This window comes from Tractidigestivibacter montrealensis (assembly GCF_024741235.1).
Classification (GTDB): Bacteria; Actinomycetota; Coriobacteriia; order Coriobacteriales; family Atopobiaceae; genus Tractidigestivibacter; species Tractidigestivibacter montrealensis.
Window position 1 is genome coordinate 461,753 of the sequence record NZ_JANSKA010000001.1, and the last position, 16,430, is coordinate 478,182.

25 protein-coding genes are annotated in these 16,430 nt (G+C 62.1%); all 25 read right to left on the reverse strand.

The genetic code is table 11. From position 1 onward, the window contains the following. Positions 1-33 precede the first annotated feature (33 nt). On the reverse strand, positions 34-1,116 hold the full coding sequence (locus NVS32_RS01935) for a glycosyltransferase family 2 protein (protein ID WP_117651954.1): 1,083 nt from the start codon (positions 1,114-1,116) through the stop codon (positions 34-36). Between the two features lie 214 nt (positions 1,117-1,330). Further along, on the reverse strand, positions 1,331-2,122 hold the full coding sequence (locus tag NVS32_RS01940) for a hypothetical protein (RefSeq protein ID WP_032110509.1): 792 nt from the start codon (positions 2,120-2,122) through the stop codon (positions 1,331-1,333). A 46-nt stretch (positions 2,123-2,168) separates the two neighbouring features. Beyond that, positions 2,169-3,113 carry a putative manganese transporter gene (locus NVS32_RS01945; protein ID WP_258498623.1) on the reverse strand — a complete coding sequence of 315 codons (945 nt, stop codon included), beginning with the start codon at positions 3,111-3,113 and terminating at the stop codon, positions 2,169-2,171. A gap of 36 nt (positions 3,114-3,149) precedes the next feature. After that, positions 3,150-4,046, reverse strand: a complete 897-nt coding sequence (truA, locus tag NVS32_RS01950) for a tRNA pseudouridine(38-40) synthase TruA (RefSeq protein WP_368407202.1) — start codon at positions 4,044-4,046, stop codon at positions 3,150-3,152. 108 nt (positions 4,047-4,154) lie between these two features. Continuing rightward, positions 4,155-4,658: a 50S ribosomal protein L17 gene (rplQ, locus tag NVS32_RS01955; protein ID WP_032110510.1), complete on the reverse strand. Its 504-nt coding sequence runs from the start codon at positions 4,656-4,658 to the stop codon at positions 4,155-4,157. A gap of 33 nt (positions 4,659-4,691) precedes the next feature. After that, positions 4,692-5,633: a DNA-directed RNA polymerase subunit alpha gene (locus NVS32_RS01960; protein WP_032110511.1), complete on the reverse strand. Its 942-nt coding sequence runs from the start codon at positions 5,631-5,633 to the stop codon at positions 4,692-4,694. 24 nt (positions 5,634-5,657) lie between these two features. Beyond that, a complete protein-coding gene (rpsD, locus tag NVS32_RS01965) occupies positions 5,658-6,251 on the reverse strand; it encodes a 30S ribosomal protein S4 (protein WP_032110512.1) in 594 nt (197 codons plus the stop codon). A gap of 18 nt (positions 6,252-6,269) precedes the next feature. After that, complete coding sequence (gene rpsK / locus NVS32_RS01970) at positions 6,270-6,671, reverse strand: 30S ribosomal protein S11 (protein ID WP_032110513.1); 402 nt, start codon at positions 6,669-6,671, stop codon at positions 6,270-6,272. 12 nt (positions 6,672-6,683) lie between these two features. Next, complete coding sequence (rpsM, locus tag NVS32_RS01975; protein ID WP_032110514.1) at positions 6,684-7,055, reverse strand: 30S ribosomal protein S13; 372 nt, start codon at positions 7,053-7,055, stop codon at positions 6,684-6,686. A 21-nt stretch (positions 7,056-7,076) separates the two neighbouring features. Beyond that, the gene (gene rpmJ / locus NVS32_RS01980; protein ID WP_013252436.1) at positions 7,077-7,190 is read right to left on the reverse strand and encodes a 50S ribosomal protein L36; all 114 of its coding nucleotides are present in this window, start codon (positions 7,188-7,190) and stop codon (positions 7,077-7,079) included. A gap of 124 nt (positions 7,191-7,314) precedes the next feature. Next, positions 7,315-7,533, reverse strand: coding sequence for a translation initiation factor IF-1 (gene infA / locus NVS32_RS01985; protein WP_032110515.1), 219 nt, complete (start codon positions 7,531-7,533; stop codon positions 7,315-7,317). Between the two features lie 115 nt (positions 7,534-7,648). After that, positions 7,649-8,443 (reverse strand): type I methionyl aminopeptidase, encoded by a 795-nt coding sequence (map, locus tag NVS32_RS01990; RefSeq protein WP_258498471.1) that lies wholly within the window; start codon positions 8,441-8,443, stop codon positions 7,649-7,651. Next, entirely contained in the window at positions 8,440-9,066 is a 627-nt protein-coding gene (locus NVS32_RS01995; protein WP_032110517.1) for an adenylate kinase, read from the reverse strand. The genes map and NVS32_RS01995 overlap by 4 nt, the downstream gene beginning before the upstream one ends. A gap of 61 nt (positions 9,067-9,127) precedes the next feature. Next, positions 9,128-10,405, reverse strand: coding sequence for a preprotein translocase subunit SecY (gene secY / locus NVS32_RS02000; protein ID WP_032110518.1), 1,278 nt, complete (start codon positions 10,403-10,405; stop codon positions 9,128-9,130). Beyond that, the gene (gene rplO, locus NVS32_RS02005) at positions 10,399-10,848 is read right to left on the reverse strand and encodes a 50S ribosomal protein L15 (RefSeq protein WP_032110519.1); all 450 of its coding nucleotides are present in this window, start codon (positions 10,846-10,848) and stop codon (positions 10,399-10,401) included. Before rplO ends, secY begins: the two co-directional genes overlap by 7 nt. A gap of 11 nt (positions 10,849-10,859) precedes the next feature. Continuing rightward, positions 10,860-11,048 carry a 50S ribosomal protein L30 gene (gene rpmD / locus NVS32_RS02010; RefSeq protein WP_032110520.1) on the reverse strand — a complete coding sequence of 63 codons (189 nt, stop codon included), beginning with the start codon at positions 11,046-11,048 and terminating at the stop codon, positions 10,860-10,862. Between the two features lie 2 nt (positions 11,049-11,050). Continuing rightward, entirely contained in the window at positions 11,051-11,572 is a 522-nt protein-coding gene (rpsE, locus tag NVS32_RS02015) for a 30S ribosomal protein S5 (protein ID WP_059052939.1), read from the reverse strand. Positions 11,573-11,581: 9 nt separating this feature from the next. Further along, a complete protein-coding gene (rplR, locus tag NVS32_RS02020) occupies positions 11,582-11,950 on the reverse strand; it encodes a 50S ribosomal protein L18 (protein WP_032110522.1) in 369 nt (122 codons plus the stop codon). 60 nt (positions 11,951-12,010) lie between these two features. Beyond that, positions 12,011-12,547 (reverse strand): 50S ribosomal protein L6, encoded by a 537-nt coding sequence (gene rplF, locus NVS32_RS02025; RefSeq protein ID WP_032110523.1) that lies wholly within the window; start codon positions 12,545-12,547, stop codon positions 12,011-12,013. A 31-nt stretch (positions 12,548-12,578) separates the two neighbouring features. Then, positions 12,579-12,977 (reverse strand): 30S ribosomal protein S8, encoded by a 399-nt coding sequence (rpsH, locus tag NVS32_RS02030; protein ID WP_032110524.1) that lies wholly within the window; start codon positions 12,975-12,977, stop codon positions 12,579-12,581. Positions 12,978-13,064: 87 nt separating this feature from the next. Further along, positions 13,065-13,250, reverse strand: coding sequence for a type Z 30S ribosomal protein S14 (locus NVS32_RS02035; RefSeq protein WP_032110525.1), 186 nt, complete (start codon positions 13,248-13,250; stop codon positions 13,065-13,067). 69 nt (positions 13,251-13,319) lie between these two features. Beyond that, positions 13,320-13,880 (reverse strand): 50S ribosomal protein L5, encoded by a 561-nt coding sequence (gene rplE / locus NVS32_RS02040; RefSeq protein WP_117651958.1) that lies wholly within the window; start codon positions 13,878-13,880, stop codon positions 13,320-13,322. 278 nt (positions 13,881-14,158) lie between these two features. Beyond that, positions 14,159-14,902, reverse strand: coding sequence for a DUF4282 domain-containing protein (locus NVS32_RS02045; protein WP_032110527.1), 744 nt, complete (start codon positions 14,900-14,902; stop codon positions 14,159-14,161). Between the two features lie 106 nt (positions 14,903-15,008). Further along, positions 15,009-16,007 carry a D-2-hydroxyacid dehydrogenase gene (locus NVS32_RS02050; protein ID WP_118100298.1) on the reverse strand — a complete coding sequence of 333 codons (999 nt, stop codon included), beginning with the start codon at positions 16,005-16,007 and terminating at the stop codon, positions 15,009-15,011. Positions 16,008-16,107: 100 nt separating this feature from the next. Continuing rightward, on the reverse strand, positions 16,108-16,425 hold the full coding sequence (gene rplX, locus NVS32_RS02055) for a 50S ribosomal protein L24 (protein WP_032110529.1): 318 nt from the start codon (positions 16,423-16,425) through the stop codon (positions 16,108-16,110). Positions 16,426-16,430 lie beyond the last annotated feature (5 nt).

Genomic DNA, 16,430 nt, shown 5'->3' on the forward strand with positions numbered 1-16,430 from the left:
CCCATGGGCAAGCCCCAGCGTCCGCGGCTGCCCCTACAGCGACGTGCAGAACGGGCCCAGGCCCCTCTCGCCGCCGCGCTTCATGAACGAGGCGAGAAACCCCTCGGTGTAGGCAAGGCCGGCGTTGCCGGACCTGATGGGCCCCTGCATGGCCTTGGCGCCCACGCCGCGGGGACGCGCCACGTCGGCGGCAAGGCGCGCGCGATCGGTGGAGACCATCTCGCCCACCAACTGGCGACGCTCGGCCGCAGAGAGGCCGGAGCGATCGGAGAAGACGCCCGCCACGCAATCCACAAGGCACTCGAAGTAGCGGTTCTGAATGAGCCCCATGCTGGTGGGATCGCCGTCAAGCCCCCAGTGATGGTACACGCCCACAAGGGTTCCGTACTGTCGCTCGAGTGCGCGATAGTCGCGCACCGAGAAGCCCGGCAGCCGCTGCAGCGAGCGGCACTCCACGTGATAGCGGACGTTGCCCGTGAGGCCCACGCGCTCGACGTCACGCACGTAGCCAGCAATGAAGGAGAGGGCATCAGTGCAGTCGCCGTCACCATCGGCAAACGAGAGGCCCAGGCGCTCGACGCGCGAGCGCAGGAACAACTTGGCGCAGGGCGACGTGAGAAGGTTGCCCTCGAAGAGCTGCCAGGCACCCGCGCGGAAGTCGTGCTGCGTGGGAAAGACGCAGGCGGGCTGGTTTGCTTCGACGGAATCCTGGTGGCGTCCGTCGCCCACGACGGTCGCCGAGTAGCCCGCAATGGCAAGCTCGAGCGAGGACTCCTCCGCCGCGCCAACCAGGTCTGCGAGCATGTCAGGGTTGGCCCAGCCGTTTGCGTCAAAGAACACCAGGTAGCGGCCACGTGCACGGGACATACCCAGGTCAAGCGCAGCCGCCAGGCCACAGCCGTCAGCCTGCACCAGCGAAATGGTGAGGTCTCTCTGCGCCATGTTGTCAACAATGCCCGGCGTTCCATCCGTCGAGCCGTCATCGACCACGATGGTCTCATGGCTTCTCAGCGTCTGGTTCTGGATGCTCTCGAGGGCACGACGTATCGTGGCAGCGTCATCGCGCGCGGCGATAACAACCGAGACAATAGGCTCCCTGTGCATGGTGCTCGGCATAACCTGGCGCGACTCTCCTCCCCGAAGACCGTCCCAGTGGGCTGCCTCACAGCCCCAACCAACTGTTGACGAAAGGGTATCAGCCGTTCGTGAAGCCAGCGTGACAATCGGGGGCAACTACCATTACTACAAATAAAGCCCAGGAGAGGGACACAGCGTCAAAGTCGCCAGTGCCATTCGCCGCTTATACCGGGACGTTCGCGGAGGCAGGGGCCTAGCCCTCGTTGCTCACGAGCGTGCCCACGGCAAGGCCGAGCGACGCCTGGTCAATCACGCGATAGCCTGTCGAGACGGCATTGCCGCTCTCGTCGGTGGTGGTCTCATCCACCACGGGCGCGTCGACCTTGGCAAGGCCGTCGGTCCCCGCGGACTGGACCTTCTCGGCCAAATCGAGGATGTCCTGCGACGACATGTCGGTGCGAATGGACGAGAGGAAGTCGGACGCACGGCTGATGAGCGAGTTCACACCCGCACCCGAGAGCGAGCGCACCTCGTCCCACACTTCGCTTGTCGAGACGATGACGTGCGTGACTGGCAGGTTGGCAGCCGTGGAGAGCGGAGAGACGCAGGCACTGGAGCCGGAGCTGTTGAAGAGCTCTGCCAGCGTGGTGTCTTGTCCGTTGTAGGAGACCTTCACGTCGGTGGGGATGGAGACGAGCTTGCCCGTTGCAGCAGTCTCGTCGTAGACCAGAAGCTCCGCCGAGGAGAGATTGGCACCACCAGTCTCCGAGGCGTCCAAGTTGTCTGTCGTGAGGAGCAGGACCCCCATGAACGAGTCGCTCGAGACGGTATAGCCCAGATCAGAGACCGTGGACGTCTTGCTCACCGAGGAGCTCAGGTTGCTGTCCCCCAGGTGCGACTGCGCCTGGGCGCGCCGCCACGCAATGGAGACCACAACGCCAACGGCAACAAAGACCACTACCAGCACAACGGCTGCAATGGTGTTGCGGTGCGGATTGTCACGGGGGACGTCGGTCCTCTCGAATCGCTCGCGCTGTCTGGCCATGGAATCCCTCCCGTCACCCAACACCTGGAGCCGGGCACCCCGGCATCTAGAAGAGCATACCTGAAGCCGACACAAGAAGTCCCACGACGACCCCCACCGCATAGACGAAGGCGGTGATGGCCACGTTCTGGCGCACGTTGCTGTTGGTGCGGAAGAGCACGAGCAGCCCAACGCCACCCGAAGCGAGAAGGCCCGCAATCATGGAACCGGTACCAAGGACGCCATCAAGGTAGAGCTCGGTGATGGCGACAGATGCGCCACAGTTGGGAATCAGCCCCACAAGGGCTGCCAGGAAGGTGGCGCGCACGGGGTGGCTCCCCAGGAGCTGGGCCAGCGAGTCCTCGCCCATGACCTCGATGAGCAGTCCAAACAAGAACGTGACGAGAAGGATGAAGCCTGTCACCTGCACGGTGTGGACGGCAGCGGAGCGCACGATGGCCCAGTGGCCGTGACCATGGTGGTGATGGCCGTGTGTGGCGTCGCCGGCGCCCTGCTCGACAGGCGCGCTCTGCTCGGCAGACTCGTCCTCCTCGCAGTGGCAGTGCGCGCGCTCGCAGAGGTCGTGAATATGCGGCTGAGGGGTTCCCACGTGACGCACGGCATGAAGGAACGCATCCAACAGAAGGCCTACTACAATGCCCACGACCACCTTGAGCAGCATGATCGAGAGCAGACGCCCCACGGGCTCCTGGTGGGCAAGAAACACCGGCACCATCTCGTCCGAAGTCGAGAGCACAACGGCAACGAGCGTGCCCACGGTCACGACGCCGCCCGAGAAGAGCGTGGCAGCCATGGCCGAGAATCCGCACTGCGGAATGGCGCCGAGAAGTGAGCCCACAACGGGGCCGGCATGGCCTGCGCGCGCAACAAGGCCCTGCATACGACCCCCAGTGGAGTGCTCGAGCGCCTCCATGGCGAGGTAGGTCACAAACAAGAACGGCACCAGCTCGAGGGTGTCGAGCACCGACTCGGCAATCACGTCGACGAGCATGTCCAAAGCATATCCTCCAAAACAACAGGCGCTGGGCTAGGCCCAGGGCTCGAGAAGTCCGTCGGGGTATTCTACCCAGACAAACGTGAGTCCCTGCGCGGGAGCACATGGCCCGGCAGCCGCCCTGTCGCGTGCTGCAAGCACCCGAGAGACCCAGGAGGGGTCACGGTGCCCCCTTCCCACCTCGACGAGGGTGCCCGCGATGGTGCGCACCATGTTGTGGAGAAACGCGTTACCCGTAACGTCTATGGCCACAAGGGGCTCTCCCGCCTCCTCAACGCGCGAAACAGCCACGCGCTCCAGGAAGCGACTGGTGGGCTTGCCCTCGGCCGAAGCTGCCTTGCAAAAGCTCTTGAAGTCATGCTCCCCCACCAGGCAGGCAGCACCCTCCTGCATGGCCGCAACGTCAAGGCCTCCGCGATACCACCAAGCATGATCCCAGGCAAGCACGGGGCGAGCGTCTCCCGCAGCTATGCGGTAGCGATACGATCGCGACGTGGCATCGAATCGAGCCGAGAAAAGCGCGTCACCGCGGTAAAGCCCCCTAATGGAGATGTCGTCCGGCGTAAGCGCCACGAGCGAGCGCGAGAGCGTGCGACCAGTAATGGCCAGCTCCCCCTCGCTCACGGGGACGCTCACATACTGCGATAGCGCATGAACGCCGGAGTCTGTCCGGCCAGCGCAGACAAGCTCAACATCGCGACGCAAAACGGTCGAGAGAGCTCGCCTCAGCTCACCCGCGACCGTCCGCATGCCCGGCTGCTCGGCAAATCCTGCAAAACCAGCCCCACGATAACCCACGCAGAGCACCAGGGTTCCCGCTGCGGGCCCTCCATCAACCAGGGGGACTTCTCGTTCCGTACGGCTTGGCCTTTGCAGTGTTGCAGGGCTGTATGGTGCTTCTTGCATGTGAGGAGAGCTCGCTTTCCACATTTGATAGCTTACGCATGGAGCTTACCACGAGGGCCAACGGCCCCAAACACAAGAAAGGGCCCCAGCCGTGGGGCTGGGGTCCTTCTCGTTACCGTATCTGGGGCAGACCTACTCGGCCTTCTCCTCGGCCTCGGGCTCGTCGGCCTTGGGCTCCTCGGCAGGGGCCTCCTCAGCCTTGGGCTCCTCGGCAGGCGCCGCGGCAACCTTGGTCACGGTAGCCTTGGGCTCAGCCTTGGTCTTGGGCGTGACAGCTTCGGTCACGAGCTCCATGATGACGATCTCGGCGCCGTCACCCTTGCGGGGGCCAAGCTTCATGATGCGGGTGTAACCGCCGTTGCGGTCGGCCCACATGCCCTGCGCGGCCTTCTCAAAGACCTCGCGGACGATCTCCTTGTCGCCAACCTTCGCGATGGCAAGGCGACGGGAGTGAAGGTCGCCCTTCTTGGCCCAGGTGATGACCTTGTCCACGTCGGGACGAATGGCCTTGGCGCGCGGCTCAAGGGTCTTAATGCGATCGTTAGCAAGCAGGGCAGAGACAAGGCTCTTCTTCATTGCCTTGGTGTGGCTGGCATCGGTGCCGAGCTTCATGCCCCTCTTCTTGTTGTGCCTCATGTCTAGCTTCTCCTATGCGATGCGTGCGGCGGCCTAAGCCTTGAGGGAAAGTCCCATGGACTCGAGCTTGTCCTTGACTTCCTCGATGGACTTGACGCCAAAGTTGCGGATGTTGAGAAGGTCGTTCTCGGAGAACTCCACGAGCTGACGCACGGAGTGGATGCCGGCGCGCTTCAGGCAGTTGTAGGAACGGACGGAGAGGTCCAGGTCCTCAATCTGCTTGTCGAGCTCGGCGTTGTCCTCCTCGGCGCCCGTCGCGAAAATCGACTCGTCCTCCTGGGGCTCGTCGACGTCCGCGAGGCCCATGAAGGCCGTCATGTGCTGGTTGATGATGTTGGCGGCCTCGACGATCGCGTCGCGCGGGCTGATGGAGCCATTGGTCTCGACCTCGAGCAGCAGGCGGTCGTAGTCGGTGTGGCGACCAACGCGGCAAGGCTCGACGGACTTGGCGCAGCGGCGCACGGGCGAGTAGAGCGAATCCACGTGGATGATGCCGATGGGGTCGCTCTCGCGCTCGTTGTCGTCACCAGAGACGTAACCGCGACCAATGCCAATGCGCATCTTCATAGAGAGGTGCGCGTCGGCGCCGAGGGTGCAGATGACGTGGTCGGGGTTCACGAGCGTGAACTCCGCAGGGACGTCAAAGTCCCCACCGGTGACCGTCATGGGGCCGTCGACGTTGATGGAGGCGGTGGCCTCATCGCCGGTGCCCATGGAGCGGAACACGAGGCCCTTCACGTTGAGGACGATATCGGTGACGTCCTCGTAGACACCCGGCACGGTGGTGAACTCGTGCTGCACGCCATCAATCTGGATGGCCTCGACGGCTGCGCCCTCGAGGGAGGACAGCAGAACGCGGCGCAGGGAGTTACCAAGCGTGTCACCATAGCCACGCTCGAGCGGCTCTGCGCTCACGCGCGCGAGGTTGTCGCTGATCTCTTCTACCGACACGGTGGGCCGGATGAACTCGGACATTGCTACCTCCAAACTGAGTCGGGCTTACTTGGAGTAAAGCTCGACGATGAGCTGGGCATCGATGTCGAGGTCGATCTGGTCACGGTTGGGAAGCTGGAGCACGGTGCCCTGGAGCTTCTCGATGTCGACCTCAAGCCAGGCCGGCACAGCCATGTGCTCGGAGGAGATGAGGGCCTCCTTGATGGGGAGAAGGTCCTTGGCCTTGGGGGCCACGGCGACCACGTCGCCAGCCTTCACCTGGTAGGAGGGGATGTCGACGCGGTGGCCGTTCACGGTGATGTGACCATGAAGAACGGTCTGGCGGGCCTCCTTGCGGGTGCGAGCAAAGCCAAGGCGGAACACGACGTTGTCGAGCCTGGACTCGAGGATGGTCATGAGGTTGTCGCCCGTGATTCCCTCGCGCTTAAGAGCCAGCTTGTAGTAGCTGCGGAACTGCTTCTCGAGAACGCCATAGATGAACTTGGCCTTCTGCTTCTCGCGAAGCTGCGTACCGTACTCGCTCTCCTGACGGCGACGCTGCTTGGGCTGACGGTGAGATTCCTTATTGATTCCCATGACGACGGGATCGATGCCGAGCTGACGGCACCGCTTAAGGACAGGCGTCCTGTCAACTGCCATTAGTGGTGTCCTTCCTAGCTACACGCGACGACGCTTGCACGGACGGCAACCGTTGTGCGGAATGGGGGTCTTGTCCTGGATGCCCGAAACCTCGAGGCCGGCGGCCTGGAGGGAGCGGATGGCCGTCTCACGGCCGGAGCCGGGGCCCTTGACGAACACGGCGACCTTGTGCAGGCCGTGCTCCATGGCTGCCTTGGCAGCGGCCTCGGCGGCAAGCTGCGCCGCGAACGGGGTGGACTTACGGGAGCCCTTGAAGCCAACGGTGCCGCCGGACTGCCAGGAGATCACGTTGCCCTGGGGGTCGGTGATGGAGACGATGGTGTTGTTGAAGGTGCTCTTGATGTGAGCCTGGCCCACCGCGATGTTCTTGCGCTCAGAGCGGCGCACGCGGGTGGTACGGGCATTCTTCTTCTGCGGCATTGTGTTATCCCCTTACGCCTTCTTCTTTGCACCGATCTGACGCTTCTTGCCCTTGCGGGTGCGAGCGTTGGTGTGGGTGCGCTGACCGCGAACGGGGAGGCCCTTGCGGTGGCGAAGACCGCGGTAGCAGCCAATCTCCATCAGACGGGCAATGTTCTGCCTCACCTCGCGGCGAAGGTCGCCCTCGGTGGTGTAGTTAGCATCGATGTAGTCACGAATCTTGGTGACCTCGTCCTCCGTCAGGTCCTTGACGCGAGTGGAGGGGTCAACACCGGTCTCCGCGCAAATCTTGGTTGCGGTGGTCTGGCCGATGCCGTAAAGGTAGGTAAGTCCGACCTCGACACGCTTGTCACGCGGAAGGTCGACGCCATTGATACGGGCCAACGTGAGTCTCCTCTCAGTTATCTAGCCCTGACGCTGCTTGTGGCGCGGGTTCTCGCAGATTACGTATACCTTGCCGTGGCGACGAATGATCTTGCACTTGTCGCACATCTTCTTTACCGAAGGACGTACCTTCATGTGTCTTTCCTTCCAGTAGACAGTACCTGTACTGGTAGTACATCTGGCCTGGCAGGTGGTGCTGCCTGGCGCTCTATCTCATCGCCCAGCCGCAGGCGTGAATAACCAGCTGTGTGAGCAGCGCCTACTTGTAGCGGTAGGTGATGCGGCCCCTTGTGAGGTCATACGGCGAAATATCCACCACAACCTTATCGCCGGGCAGAATCCTGATGTAGTTCATCCGGATCTTCCCCGAGATGGTGCAGAGGATGGTCTTACCGTTCTCAAGCTCGACGTTGAACATGGCGTTAGGCAGGGGCTCGATGACCTTGCCCTCAAGCTCGATTGCATCCTGTTTGCTCAAATTCAACCCTCTCAACGCTGTGACAGCGACCAAATATCTTACCTAAAAACATCACAAACGTCCACGTTGCACTTAATTCGCACAACGTGGACGCACATTATGCGCGAGAGGGGCGCTAGGCGTCCTTCTTGCCACCCTGCATATTGCACCAGGGGCCAACCTCATCGGCGGTGAGAATGACAGGGCCGTCTTTAGTGATGGCAATGGTGTTCTCGTAGTAAGCTGCAGGGAGGTTGTCGTTGGTGACAACGGTCCAACCATTCGAGAGCGTGTGGGAGTCATAGCTACCCATGGTAATCATGGGCTCGATGGCGATGACCATGCCAGCCTGCAGACGAACGCCGCGGCCACGCTTGCCGTAGTTTGGCACGTTGGGATCCTCGTGCATCACGTGGCCCACGCCGTGACCAACGTAGTCGCGAACAACCCCATAACCATGAGACTCTGCAAGCTCCTGAATGGCAGCACCAACATCACCAAGGCGATTACCTGGTACCGCCTGCTCGATGCCCGCCTTTAGGCAGTCGCGCGTAACCTCGCAAAGGCCCTTGACCTCGTCCGACACCTCGCCAACATAGAAGGTCCAGGCGTTATCTCCCACCCAACCCCCAAGCGTGGCGCCCGTGTCGATTGAGATGATGTCGCCCTCCTTGAGAGCAACGGCGGGAGACGGAATACCATGGACTATCTGCTCGTTGACCGAGGAGCAGATGCTAGCGGGGAAGCCGCCGTAACCCTTGAAGGTGGGCGTGGCGCCATGCAGACGGATGTAGCTCTCAACAACCTGGTCAATCTCCCTGGTGGTGATGCCCGGGCGAACCATAGCCCCAGCACGACGAAGGGCCGCCTTGGACACTGCCCCGGCGGCCTTCATCTGCTCGATCTGTTCGGGTCTCTTGATGTGAATCATTTGGTGAGGAGAGCCCTTACGTCGGCATAGACCTCGTCGACCGGCCTGTCTCCATCGACCTCCTTGAGAATCGAGTGACCGCGATAGTACTCGATAAGCGGTGCGGTCTGCGTCTGATAGACGTCCAAGCGCTTCTGAATCGTCTCCGGCTTGTCATCATCGCGCTGGTACATCTCGCCGCCGCAGCGCGGGCACACATCCACGCCAGCTGGGGCGGTGTAGCCGCAAGAACGGCAGGTGCGACGAGAGCTCAAGCGCTTCACAATGACGTCGGGCTTCACGTCGACGAGAAGCGCAGCGTCAAGGTTGCGCTCCATGGCAGCAAGCTCGGAGTCGAGTGTTACTGCCTGAGCAGTGTTGCGGGGGAAACCGTCGAGGATGAAGCCAGACTGCGCATCATCCGCCTCGAGACGCTCCTTCACGAGATTGATGACAAGCTGATCAGGGACGAGCTTGCCGGCATCCATGTAGGCCTTGGCCTGGAGACCGAGCTCAGACTGCACCTTGACTGCAGCGCGGAGAAGGTCGCCGGTAGAGATGTGAGCAAGCCCAAACTCCTCAACCAGCTTCTGCGCCTGCGTGCCCTTGCCTGCGCCCGGGGCACCGAGCAAAACGATGTTCATGTGCATCCCCCTTCAAAAAAGGGTGCCGGCCCAACGACCGGCACCCAGCGTTACAGATTGCCTACTTAAAGAAGCCATCGTAGTTGTGCATCTTGAGTTGGCTCTCGAGTGACGCGATGGTGTCCATGGCCACGCCGACCATGATGAGCACCGAGGTCCCGCCAAACGACTGGATGAGCGTGTCGTTTGTGAACCAGAAGATGATAGTGGGCACCACGGCAAGGACTGCCATGAAGAGTGCACCAGGAAGCGTGACGTGGTCAATGGTGCTCTTGATGTAGGCCGCCGTTGCAGCTCCCGGCCTCACACCCGGGATGAAACCACCCTGCTTGCGGAGCTGGTCGGCCGTCTCCTCGGGGTTGAAAACCATCGACGTGTAGAAGTACGCGAAGAACACGATGAGCACCACGGAGAGGACCCAGTTGAGCCAGCCCGAAGAGAGGGCGTTGGCAACGGCCTGAATCCAGCCCACGCCCGGGAAGAACACGGCGATCTGGGCCGGGAAGTACAGCACTGCGGAGGCGAAGATAATGGGCACGACGCCAGCCGTGTTGACCTTAATGGGGAGGTAGGTATTCTGCCCGCCCATGACCCGGCGGCCCACCACGCGCTTGGCGTACTGCACGGGGATGCGGCGCTGGCCGCGCTCCACGTACACAATGAGCGGCACGATTGCAACGATCACGATGAGCGTGATGACCGTGAGCAGCGCATTGCCGTTGGTGGTCACCGAGGAGATGAGCGCCGACGGCAGACCGGACATGATGTTTGCAAAGATGATGAGCGACATGCCGTTGCCAACGCCGCGCTGGGTGATGACCTCGCCCAGCCACATGATGATCACTGCGCCCACGAGCATCGTGAAGACCACAATGACGTTCACGAGTGCCTCGGAGATGCCCATCTGGGAGAACGTCACGCCATAGCTCTTGAAGTAGAAGAGGTAGGCAATGGCGTTGAGAAGAGCAAGGCCAATGGTGAGGTAACGGGTGTACTGCGTGATCTTGCGCTGACCCGACTCCCCCTCCTTGGCAAGCTCACCCAGCGAGGGAACCACTGCCTGAAACATCTGGAGGATGATCTGGGCAGTGATGTAGGGCATGATGCCCAGGCTGAAGACGGACATGCGCGAAAGGGCGCCGCCCGAGAACAGGTTGAGCACCGCCATGGCACCGCTCGAGGAGACGCCGGACGCATACGCGCTCAGCATCTCCTGGAACGGGGCGCCAGGCACGGGAAGGTACGCACCGAAGCGGTAGAGAACGAGAATCCCCACGGTGAGGAGAATCTTCTTCCTCAGTTCCGGCACTCGGAAAGCGTTGGCGATTCCGTTTAGCACGCCGGCTCGACCTTTCCTCCGGCCGCCTCAATCTTGATCTTGGCCGAGGCGGAAACCTTGTCCACCTTGACAGTGAGCTTCTTGGTGAGCTCGCCGTCACCGAGGACCTTCACAGGAACATACGTGTGCTTGATGACGCCCTTGGCGACCAGGGACTCGGCATCGACGGTGTCGCCATCTTCGAAGACCTCCTGGAGGCGGTCAACGTTGACGGGTGCGTACTCGACGCGGTTGGGGTTCCTAAAGCCGGGGAGCTTAGGAAGACGCATAGCGAGCGGCTGCTGGCCGCCCTCGAAGCCGGCGCCCTTGCCACCGCCAGAGCGGGAGAGCTGGCCCTTGGTGCCGCGGCCAGCGGTGGTGCCGTGGCCGGAAGAGTTGCCGCGACCAATGCGCTTGCGGTTCTTCCTGGAGCCCTCTGCGGGGCGCAGATCATTGAGCTGCATTTGGATGACTCCTAGTTCTCTTCAACGGTCACGAGGTGCTTGACCTTGAAGATCATGCCTCGGACGCTGGGGTTGTCGGGCAGGACGGCGACGTCGCCGATCTTGCGAAGGCCCATGGCACGGCAGGTGGCCGTCTGGTCCTTCTTCACCTGCGTCACGGCGCTGCGGACGAGGGTGACGGTGAGCTTCTTCTCTGCCATCGCTAGTTCTCCTTCCCGACGAACATCTCGGAGACGGTGATGCCACGGCGCTCGGCGGTCTCCTGGGGGCTGGAGAGCTCCTTCAGGCCCTCGGCAGCCGCCTTGATGATGTTCATGGCGTTATCGGTCCCCAGGGACTTAGAGAGAACGTTGGTGATGCCGGCGAGCTCGAAGAGCGGGCGGACAGGGCCGCCGGCGATGACGCCGGTACCCTCGATAGCCGGCTTGATGAGAACGCGCCCGGCGCCGTAGTGGCCCTCGACCGTGTGGGGCACGCTGCCCTCGGCGGTAACGGGAACCTTGAACATGTTCTTCTTGGCGTCCTCGACGCCCTTCTGGATAGCCAGGGGCACCTCAGTGGAGCGACCCATGCCCAGGCCCACGTTACCCTTGCCGTCACCAACGACGACGAGAGCCACGAGGGACATGCGACGGCCGCCCTTGACGGTCTTGGAGACGCGGTGGATGTAGACGACGCGCTCCTGAAGGTCCGTGTCCTGCTGGCGCTTACGATCACGTGCCATTGAATCCTCCTAGAACTTCAGGCCCGCGCTGCGGGCACCGTCTGCCAGAGCCTGGACACGGCCGTGATAGATACGGCCGCCACGGTCGAACTTCACCGTGGTGATGCCCTTCTCGATGGCGCGCTTGCCAACGAGCTCGCCCACGAACGCGGCGGCCTCCTTGTTGGAGCCCACCTTTCCGGTTGCGCGGAACTCGGGGTCGAGGGTCGAGGCAGAGCAGAGCGTCTTGCCCTCAGTGTCATCGATGACCTGTGCATAGATGTTGGCGTTGGTGCGGTGCACGCAGAGGCGGGGACGCTCTGGGGTACCGAAGATCTTGGCGCGGACGCGACGCTTGCGACGCGCGAGGCCAGCTGCCTTCTTCTGATACTTGTTCATTCCTTCTCCTTAGTCACGCCACCACCTGACGGGGTGATGGTCTTGTGCCTGGTCCTATTACTACTTGGCGGCCTTGCCGAGCTTGCGGCGGATGTGCTCGCCCTCGTAGTGGATACCCTTGCCCTTGTACGGCTCGGGCGGACGCTTCTCGCGAATCTCGGCGGCAACCTGGCCAACCTGCTCCTTGGAAATGCCCTTCACCGTAATGTGGGTGTTGTCGGGCACCTCGAACGAGATGTTCTCGGGGCAAGCGAAGATGACGGGGTGCGAGTAGCCGAGGGAGAGGTCGAGGTCCTTGCCCTTGAGCGCAGCACGATAGCCAACGCCCGTGAGCTCGAGCTTCTTCTCGAAGCCCTCGGAGACGCCAACGACCATGTTGTGGATGAGGGTGCGGACGAGGCCCTGCTGAGCGTTGGACTCCTTGGACTCGTCAACGCGGGAGACCGTGAGGACGTCACCGTCCAGGGCGATGCTCACAAGCTCAGAGAAGGTGCGGGTGAGCTCACCCTTGCTGCCCTTGGCCGAGACGGTGGTGCCGTCGATGGTCACCGTGACTCCAGCCGGAATCTGGACAGGCTTCTTACCAATACGAGACATTGTCTCCTCCTATCTTGATTCAGCGGGAGTTTTACCAGATGTAGGCGATGACCTCGCCGCCGACGCCGAGCTTGCGAGCGTCGCGGTCGCACATCATGCCCTTGGAAGTAGAGATAACGGCAGTGCCGAGGCCACCCAGGACGCGGGGAAGCTTGTCCGCCTGGGAGTAGATGCGAAGGCCCGGCTTGGAGATGCGACGGATGCCGCGGATGACGCGGGCGCGCCTGTTGCCGTACTTAAGCGTGATGTGAAGGGTCTTCTGGGGCTTGGTGTCCTCCACCTCGTAGCCCTCGATGTAGCCCTCCTCCTTGATGACGCGAGCGATCTCGACGAGCACCTTGGTCGAGGGCATGGAGACCTCGGCCTTGCCCGCTGAGTTCGCGTTGCGGATGCGCGTCAGCATATCTGAAATGGGATCGGTAATCTTCATTGATCCTTCTCCTTCGTCATGATGAAACTGCGTGTCCGGTTCGCCCAAACCCATGGCATGGGCGCCTGGACGCCAGAGCCCTGCGCCCTACCAGCTTGCCTTGCGGACGCCAGGAAGCTCGCCCTTGCTCGCCAGCTCGCGGAAGCAGACACGGCAGAGACCGAACTTGCGATAGACGGAGTGGGGACGCCCACAACGCTGGCAGCGGTTCTGCTTGCGCGTCGAGAACTTCGGCTCGCGGTTCGCCTTGACGATCATCGATGTCTTAGCCACAAATCCTCCTTCATAGTGCATCTTGACCGCCCGGTGACATCCCGGGCGAGGTCATTGCGATGGTTTGGCCTACTCCGCCTTGAACGGGAAGTGGAAGGCGTCGAGAAGCGCCTTGCCCTCCTCGTCGGTGGGAGCGGTGGTCACGATGGTGATGTCCATGCCGCGCGTACGGTCGATCTTGTCGAAGTCAATCTCGGGGAAGATCAGCTGCTCAGTGACGCCCATGGAGTAGTTGCCGCGGCCGTCGAAGCTCTTGGGCGAGAGGCCACGGAAGTCGCGGATGCGCGGGATGGCGACTGCGATGAGGCGGTCGAGGAACTCCCACATACGGTCGCCACGAAGGGTGACCTTGGCGCCAATGGCCTGGCCGGCGCGCAGGTGGAAGGTTGCGATAGACTTACGGGCGTGCGTGACGAGCGGCTGCTGGCCGGTGATGGCACGCAGGTCGGCGATGGCGCCGTCGATTGCCTTGGAATCGGTTGCGGCCTCGCCAACGCCCATGTTCACGACGATCTTCTCGAAGCGAGGGATCTGCATGACGTTGCCGTAGTTGAACTGCTTCTGCAGCTCGTCGCGGACCTCGTCGTAGTACTTCTGCTTGAGGCGGGGCACGTACTTCTCTTCTGCCATGTTCACTCCTTAAATCTTGGTGGTTTACGTGCGGGGTTTCTTTCTCGCACCCCCTGGGGTGGCACTCCCAGGAGCCAGCATCTACACCGCGAGACAGCATAATCCCTGCCTAGCGACGCAAGGTCAAATCATAGTGTTTCCGGCGCTTTTCTGCCAGCCCTCAAGTTTGCTGGTTTTGTCGCTGAGAAATTCTCCTCAGTATCAACACGAGAGACCCCTCCCCGCGTGGCGGAAAGGGGTCCTTGCACTAATGAAGCCCGGATGTTCGGACCGTCTGGCTAGTCGAGCTTCTTGCCACACTCGGGGCAGAAGTGAGAGCCTGGCTGGACGGGCGCACCGCACACGGGGCAGAACCCACCCGCGGCAGGGGCCGCCTGCTCGGCGCTTGGCGTCTCCGGTGCAAGGGCAGGCTCCGGCTGGCCTGCAGCTCCCTGTGGCTGCTCGGGCTGATCGGGCGCCTCGGGCGGCTGCGGCGCGTGGTGTGCCGGCGCCTCGGGCGCAGGCTGGAACGGCGGCTGCGGCGCGGGGCCAGCGGGAGGCAGCTCGGAGGCGGGGCGGCTCCCCAGCATGCCCTTAATGTCGCTAGTGTTGCGCGTGATGATGACGCTCAGCATCACGGACTCAAAGGACACGCGCTCGAGCAGCTCGATAATCAGGCAGAGGATGGCGCACATGATAAGCGTGATGAGAAATACCACGATGCCGTCTGCCAGGCTCGCCAGCACCAGCGCCAGGAAGAAGAACGCGGTGAAGATGGCACAGAAGATGTAGAGCGCCCTTAGGATCTTGTCTATCACGAGCTTGTCGAAGCGTAGGAAGGGCCCCCATGTGCTCTTGTCCTTGAAGCTCAGGGGCTGCTCGTTGCCATCGCTTGCGTATTTGCGGTATACAACCACGGCAAGCACAATGGCGGCAATGAAGCCAATGACGACCAGAGTCACAAAGATACCGCCTGCCGCGCCAATGCCAAAACTTGGACCACCGTATCCGTAGTTTTCGTACCCGTACCCATATCCGTACATGGCGCTCCTTTCGGTTGGTCGAGCGTCGTTCGCCCGATGCCTGCGCGCCCCGTAGGTAATGGGGCACGGCCCTTTGGGCTTCTCTCATGGTAATACAGGGCTTGGCTCAGCCACGAACGACGTTCTTGAGGCTCTCGCCCCTTACGTAGCGATTAAGATTCTCTGTCGCCAGGGCTACCACGCTCTCAAGCGTTGAGTGCAGGTGCCAAAAGCCGGCTACGTGCGGCGTGATGATGAGGTTGGGCGCATCCCACAGGGGATCATTGGCTGGGAGCGGCTCGGGAGTTGTGACGTCCAGCGCCGCACCCGCAAGCCTGCCCTCCTGCAAGGCAGCACGCAATGCCGCCTGGTCAATGAGGTCACCTCGGCCGGCGTTCACCAGATACGCACCGGTCTTCATGCTGCCGAGAAACCCAGCGTCCACAAGTCCGCGCGTCTCGGCTGAGCTGGGTAGGAAGCTTGCGACCACATCTGCCTGGGGCAGCTCTTGCGCAAGCTCTTCCAAGGACACCACACGCTCGAAGGCCTGCGCATACTTTGGAGATAGGTTGCTCGGCACATGTCTTCTCACCCCTACGCACATAGACCCAACCGCCGTGCAGAGGTGTGCGAAACAGAGGCCAATGTCGCCTGCGCCCAGCACCAGGACACGAGCACCCGCCATGGTCGAAACCATCCCCTCGTCCAGCCACGCGTGGGCACGTTGGTTGTCCCGGTAGGCCGGTAGTCGCTTCATGAGTGAGAGGAGCATGGCAAACGAGTGCTCGGCAACAGCCGGACCGTATGCCCCCGTTCCGTTGGTCACGATGGTCGAAGGCGCAAGCACGCCGGGTGTAAGGTAAGCCTCGTAGCCCGCGGAGCCCAGCTGGATCCACTGGAGCCGCGGGGAGGCGGCGATAAGCGACGGTGCCACGTTGCCGAGAATCACGTCCGCCTTGGCCACGCGGTCGGCAGCAATTTCAAGCTTTGGCGTCTTTGGAAGACGGCACGTCTCGCCGACCGGAGCGGCAAAGTCGAAGACCGCATCAGGTGCGGCGGCCCTCAACGCCTCAGCCTCTTCCTCGGTGACGGGTATCTTGACAAGCACATTATTGACTTCGCGCATAACCCCTCCCCCGCAATCCTTGCGGGAAAAATAGCACGAACCCGGCCACCGCAGAAGCGACAACCGGGTTCGAGATTCAAGCATGTCCTAGCGCAATGGCTTAGAACTTCGCGCCGCACTTCTTGCAGACGCGAACCCTGCGGCCATTGTCATCGACATCGTGGCCAACGCGCGTACGCTTGCCGCAGACGGGGCAAACGAGCATGACGTTGGAGACGTGGATGGGGGCGGGCTTCTCGATGATGCCGCCCTGCTGGTTCATGGCGTTAGGCTTGGTGTGACGCTTCACAATGGCAGCGCCATCGACAATGACCTTGGAATCCTTCGGCATAGCACGCAGGACCTCGCCCTGCTTGCCCTTGTCCTTGCCGGTGATGACCTCGACCTTGTCGCCCTTCCTCACGTTCATCTTAGGCATGTGTC

Coding starts and splice junctions, on each gene's coding strand:
- rplF (WP_032110523.1), bottom strand. CDS start 12,547: ATGTCTCGTATTGGTAAGAAGCCTGTCCAGATTCCGGCTGGAGTCACG.
- truA (WP_368407202.1), bottom strand. CDS start 4,046: ATGTGGAAAGCGAGCTCTCCTCACATGCAAGAAGCACCATACAGCCCT.
- NVS32_RS01995 (WP_032110517.1), bottom strand. CDS start 9,066: ATGAACATCGTTTTGCTCGGTGCCCCGGGCGCAGGCAAGGGCACGCAG.
- rplO (WP_032110519.1), bottom strand. CDS start 10,848: ATGCAGCTCAATGATCTGCGCCCCGCAGAGGGCTCCAGGAAGAACCGC.
- NVS32_RS01945 (WP_258498623.1), bottom strand. CDS start 3,113: ATGCTCGTCGACGTGATTGCCGAGTCGGTGCTCGACACCCTCGAGCTG.
- rplR (WP_032110522.1), bottom strand. CDS start 11,950: ATGAACAAGTATCAGAAGAAGGCAGCTGGCCTCGCGCGTCGCAAGCGT.
- rpsK (WP_032110513.1), bottom strand. CDS start 6,671: ATGCCGCAGAAGAAGAATGCCCGTACCACCCGCGTGCGCCGCTCTGAG.
- rpsE (WP_059052939.1), bottom strand. CDS start 11,572: ATGGCACGTGATCGTAAGCGCCAGCAGGACACGGACCTTCAGGAGCGC.
- rpsD (WP_032110512.1), bottom strand. CDS start 6,251: ATGGCAGTTGACAGGACGCCTGTCCTTAAGCGGTGCCGTCAGCTCGGC.
- NVS32_RS01935 (WP_117651954.1), bottom strand. CDS start 1,116: ATGCCGAGCACCATGCACAGGGAGCCTATTGTCTCGGTTGTTATCGCC.
- rpsH (WP_032110524.1), bottom strand. CDS start 12,977: ATGAAGATTACCGATCCCATTTCAGATATGCTGACGCGCATCCGCAAC.
- rplE (WP_117651958.1), bottom strand. CDS start 13,880: ATGGCAGAAGAGAAGTACGTGCCCCGCCTCAAGCAGAAGTACTACGAC.
- map (WP_258498471.1), bottom strand. CDS start 8,443: ATGATTCACATCAAGAGACCCGAACAGATCGAGCAGATGAAGGCCGCC.
- NVS32_RS02050 (WP_118100298.1), bottom strand. CDS start 16,007: ATGCGCGAAGTCAATAATGTGCTTGTCAAGATACCCGTCACCGAGGAA.
- NVS32_RS02045 (WP_032110527.1), bottom strand. CDS start 14,902: ATGTACGGATATGGGTACGGGTACGAAAACTACGGATACGGTGGTCCA.
- rpmJ (WP_013252436.1), bottom strand. CDS start 7,190: ATGAAGGTACGTCCTTCGGTAAAGAAGATGTGCGACAAGTGCAAGATC.
- NVS32_RS01960 (WP_032110511.1), bottom strand. CDS start 5,633: ATGTCCGAGTTCATCCGGCCCACCGTGTCGGTAGAAGAGATCAGCGAC.
- rplX (WP_032110529.1), bottom strand. CDS start 16,425: ATGCCTAAGATGAACGTGAGGAAGGGCGACAAGGTCGAGGTCATCACC.
- rplQ (WP_032110510.1), bottom strand. CDS start 4,658: ATGAGGCACAACAAGAAGAGGGGCATGAAGCTCGGCACCGATGCCAGC.
- NVS32_RS01940 (WP_032110509.1), bottom strand. CDS start 2,122: ATGGCCAGACAGCGCGAGCGATTCGAGAGGACCGACGTCCCCCGTGAC.
- rpmD (WP_032110520.1), bottom strand. CDS start 11,048: ATGGCAGAGAAGAAGCTCACCGTCACCCTCGTCCGCAGCGCCGTGACG.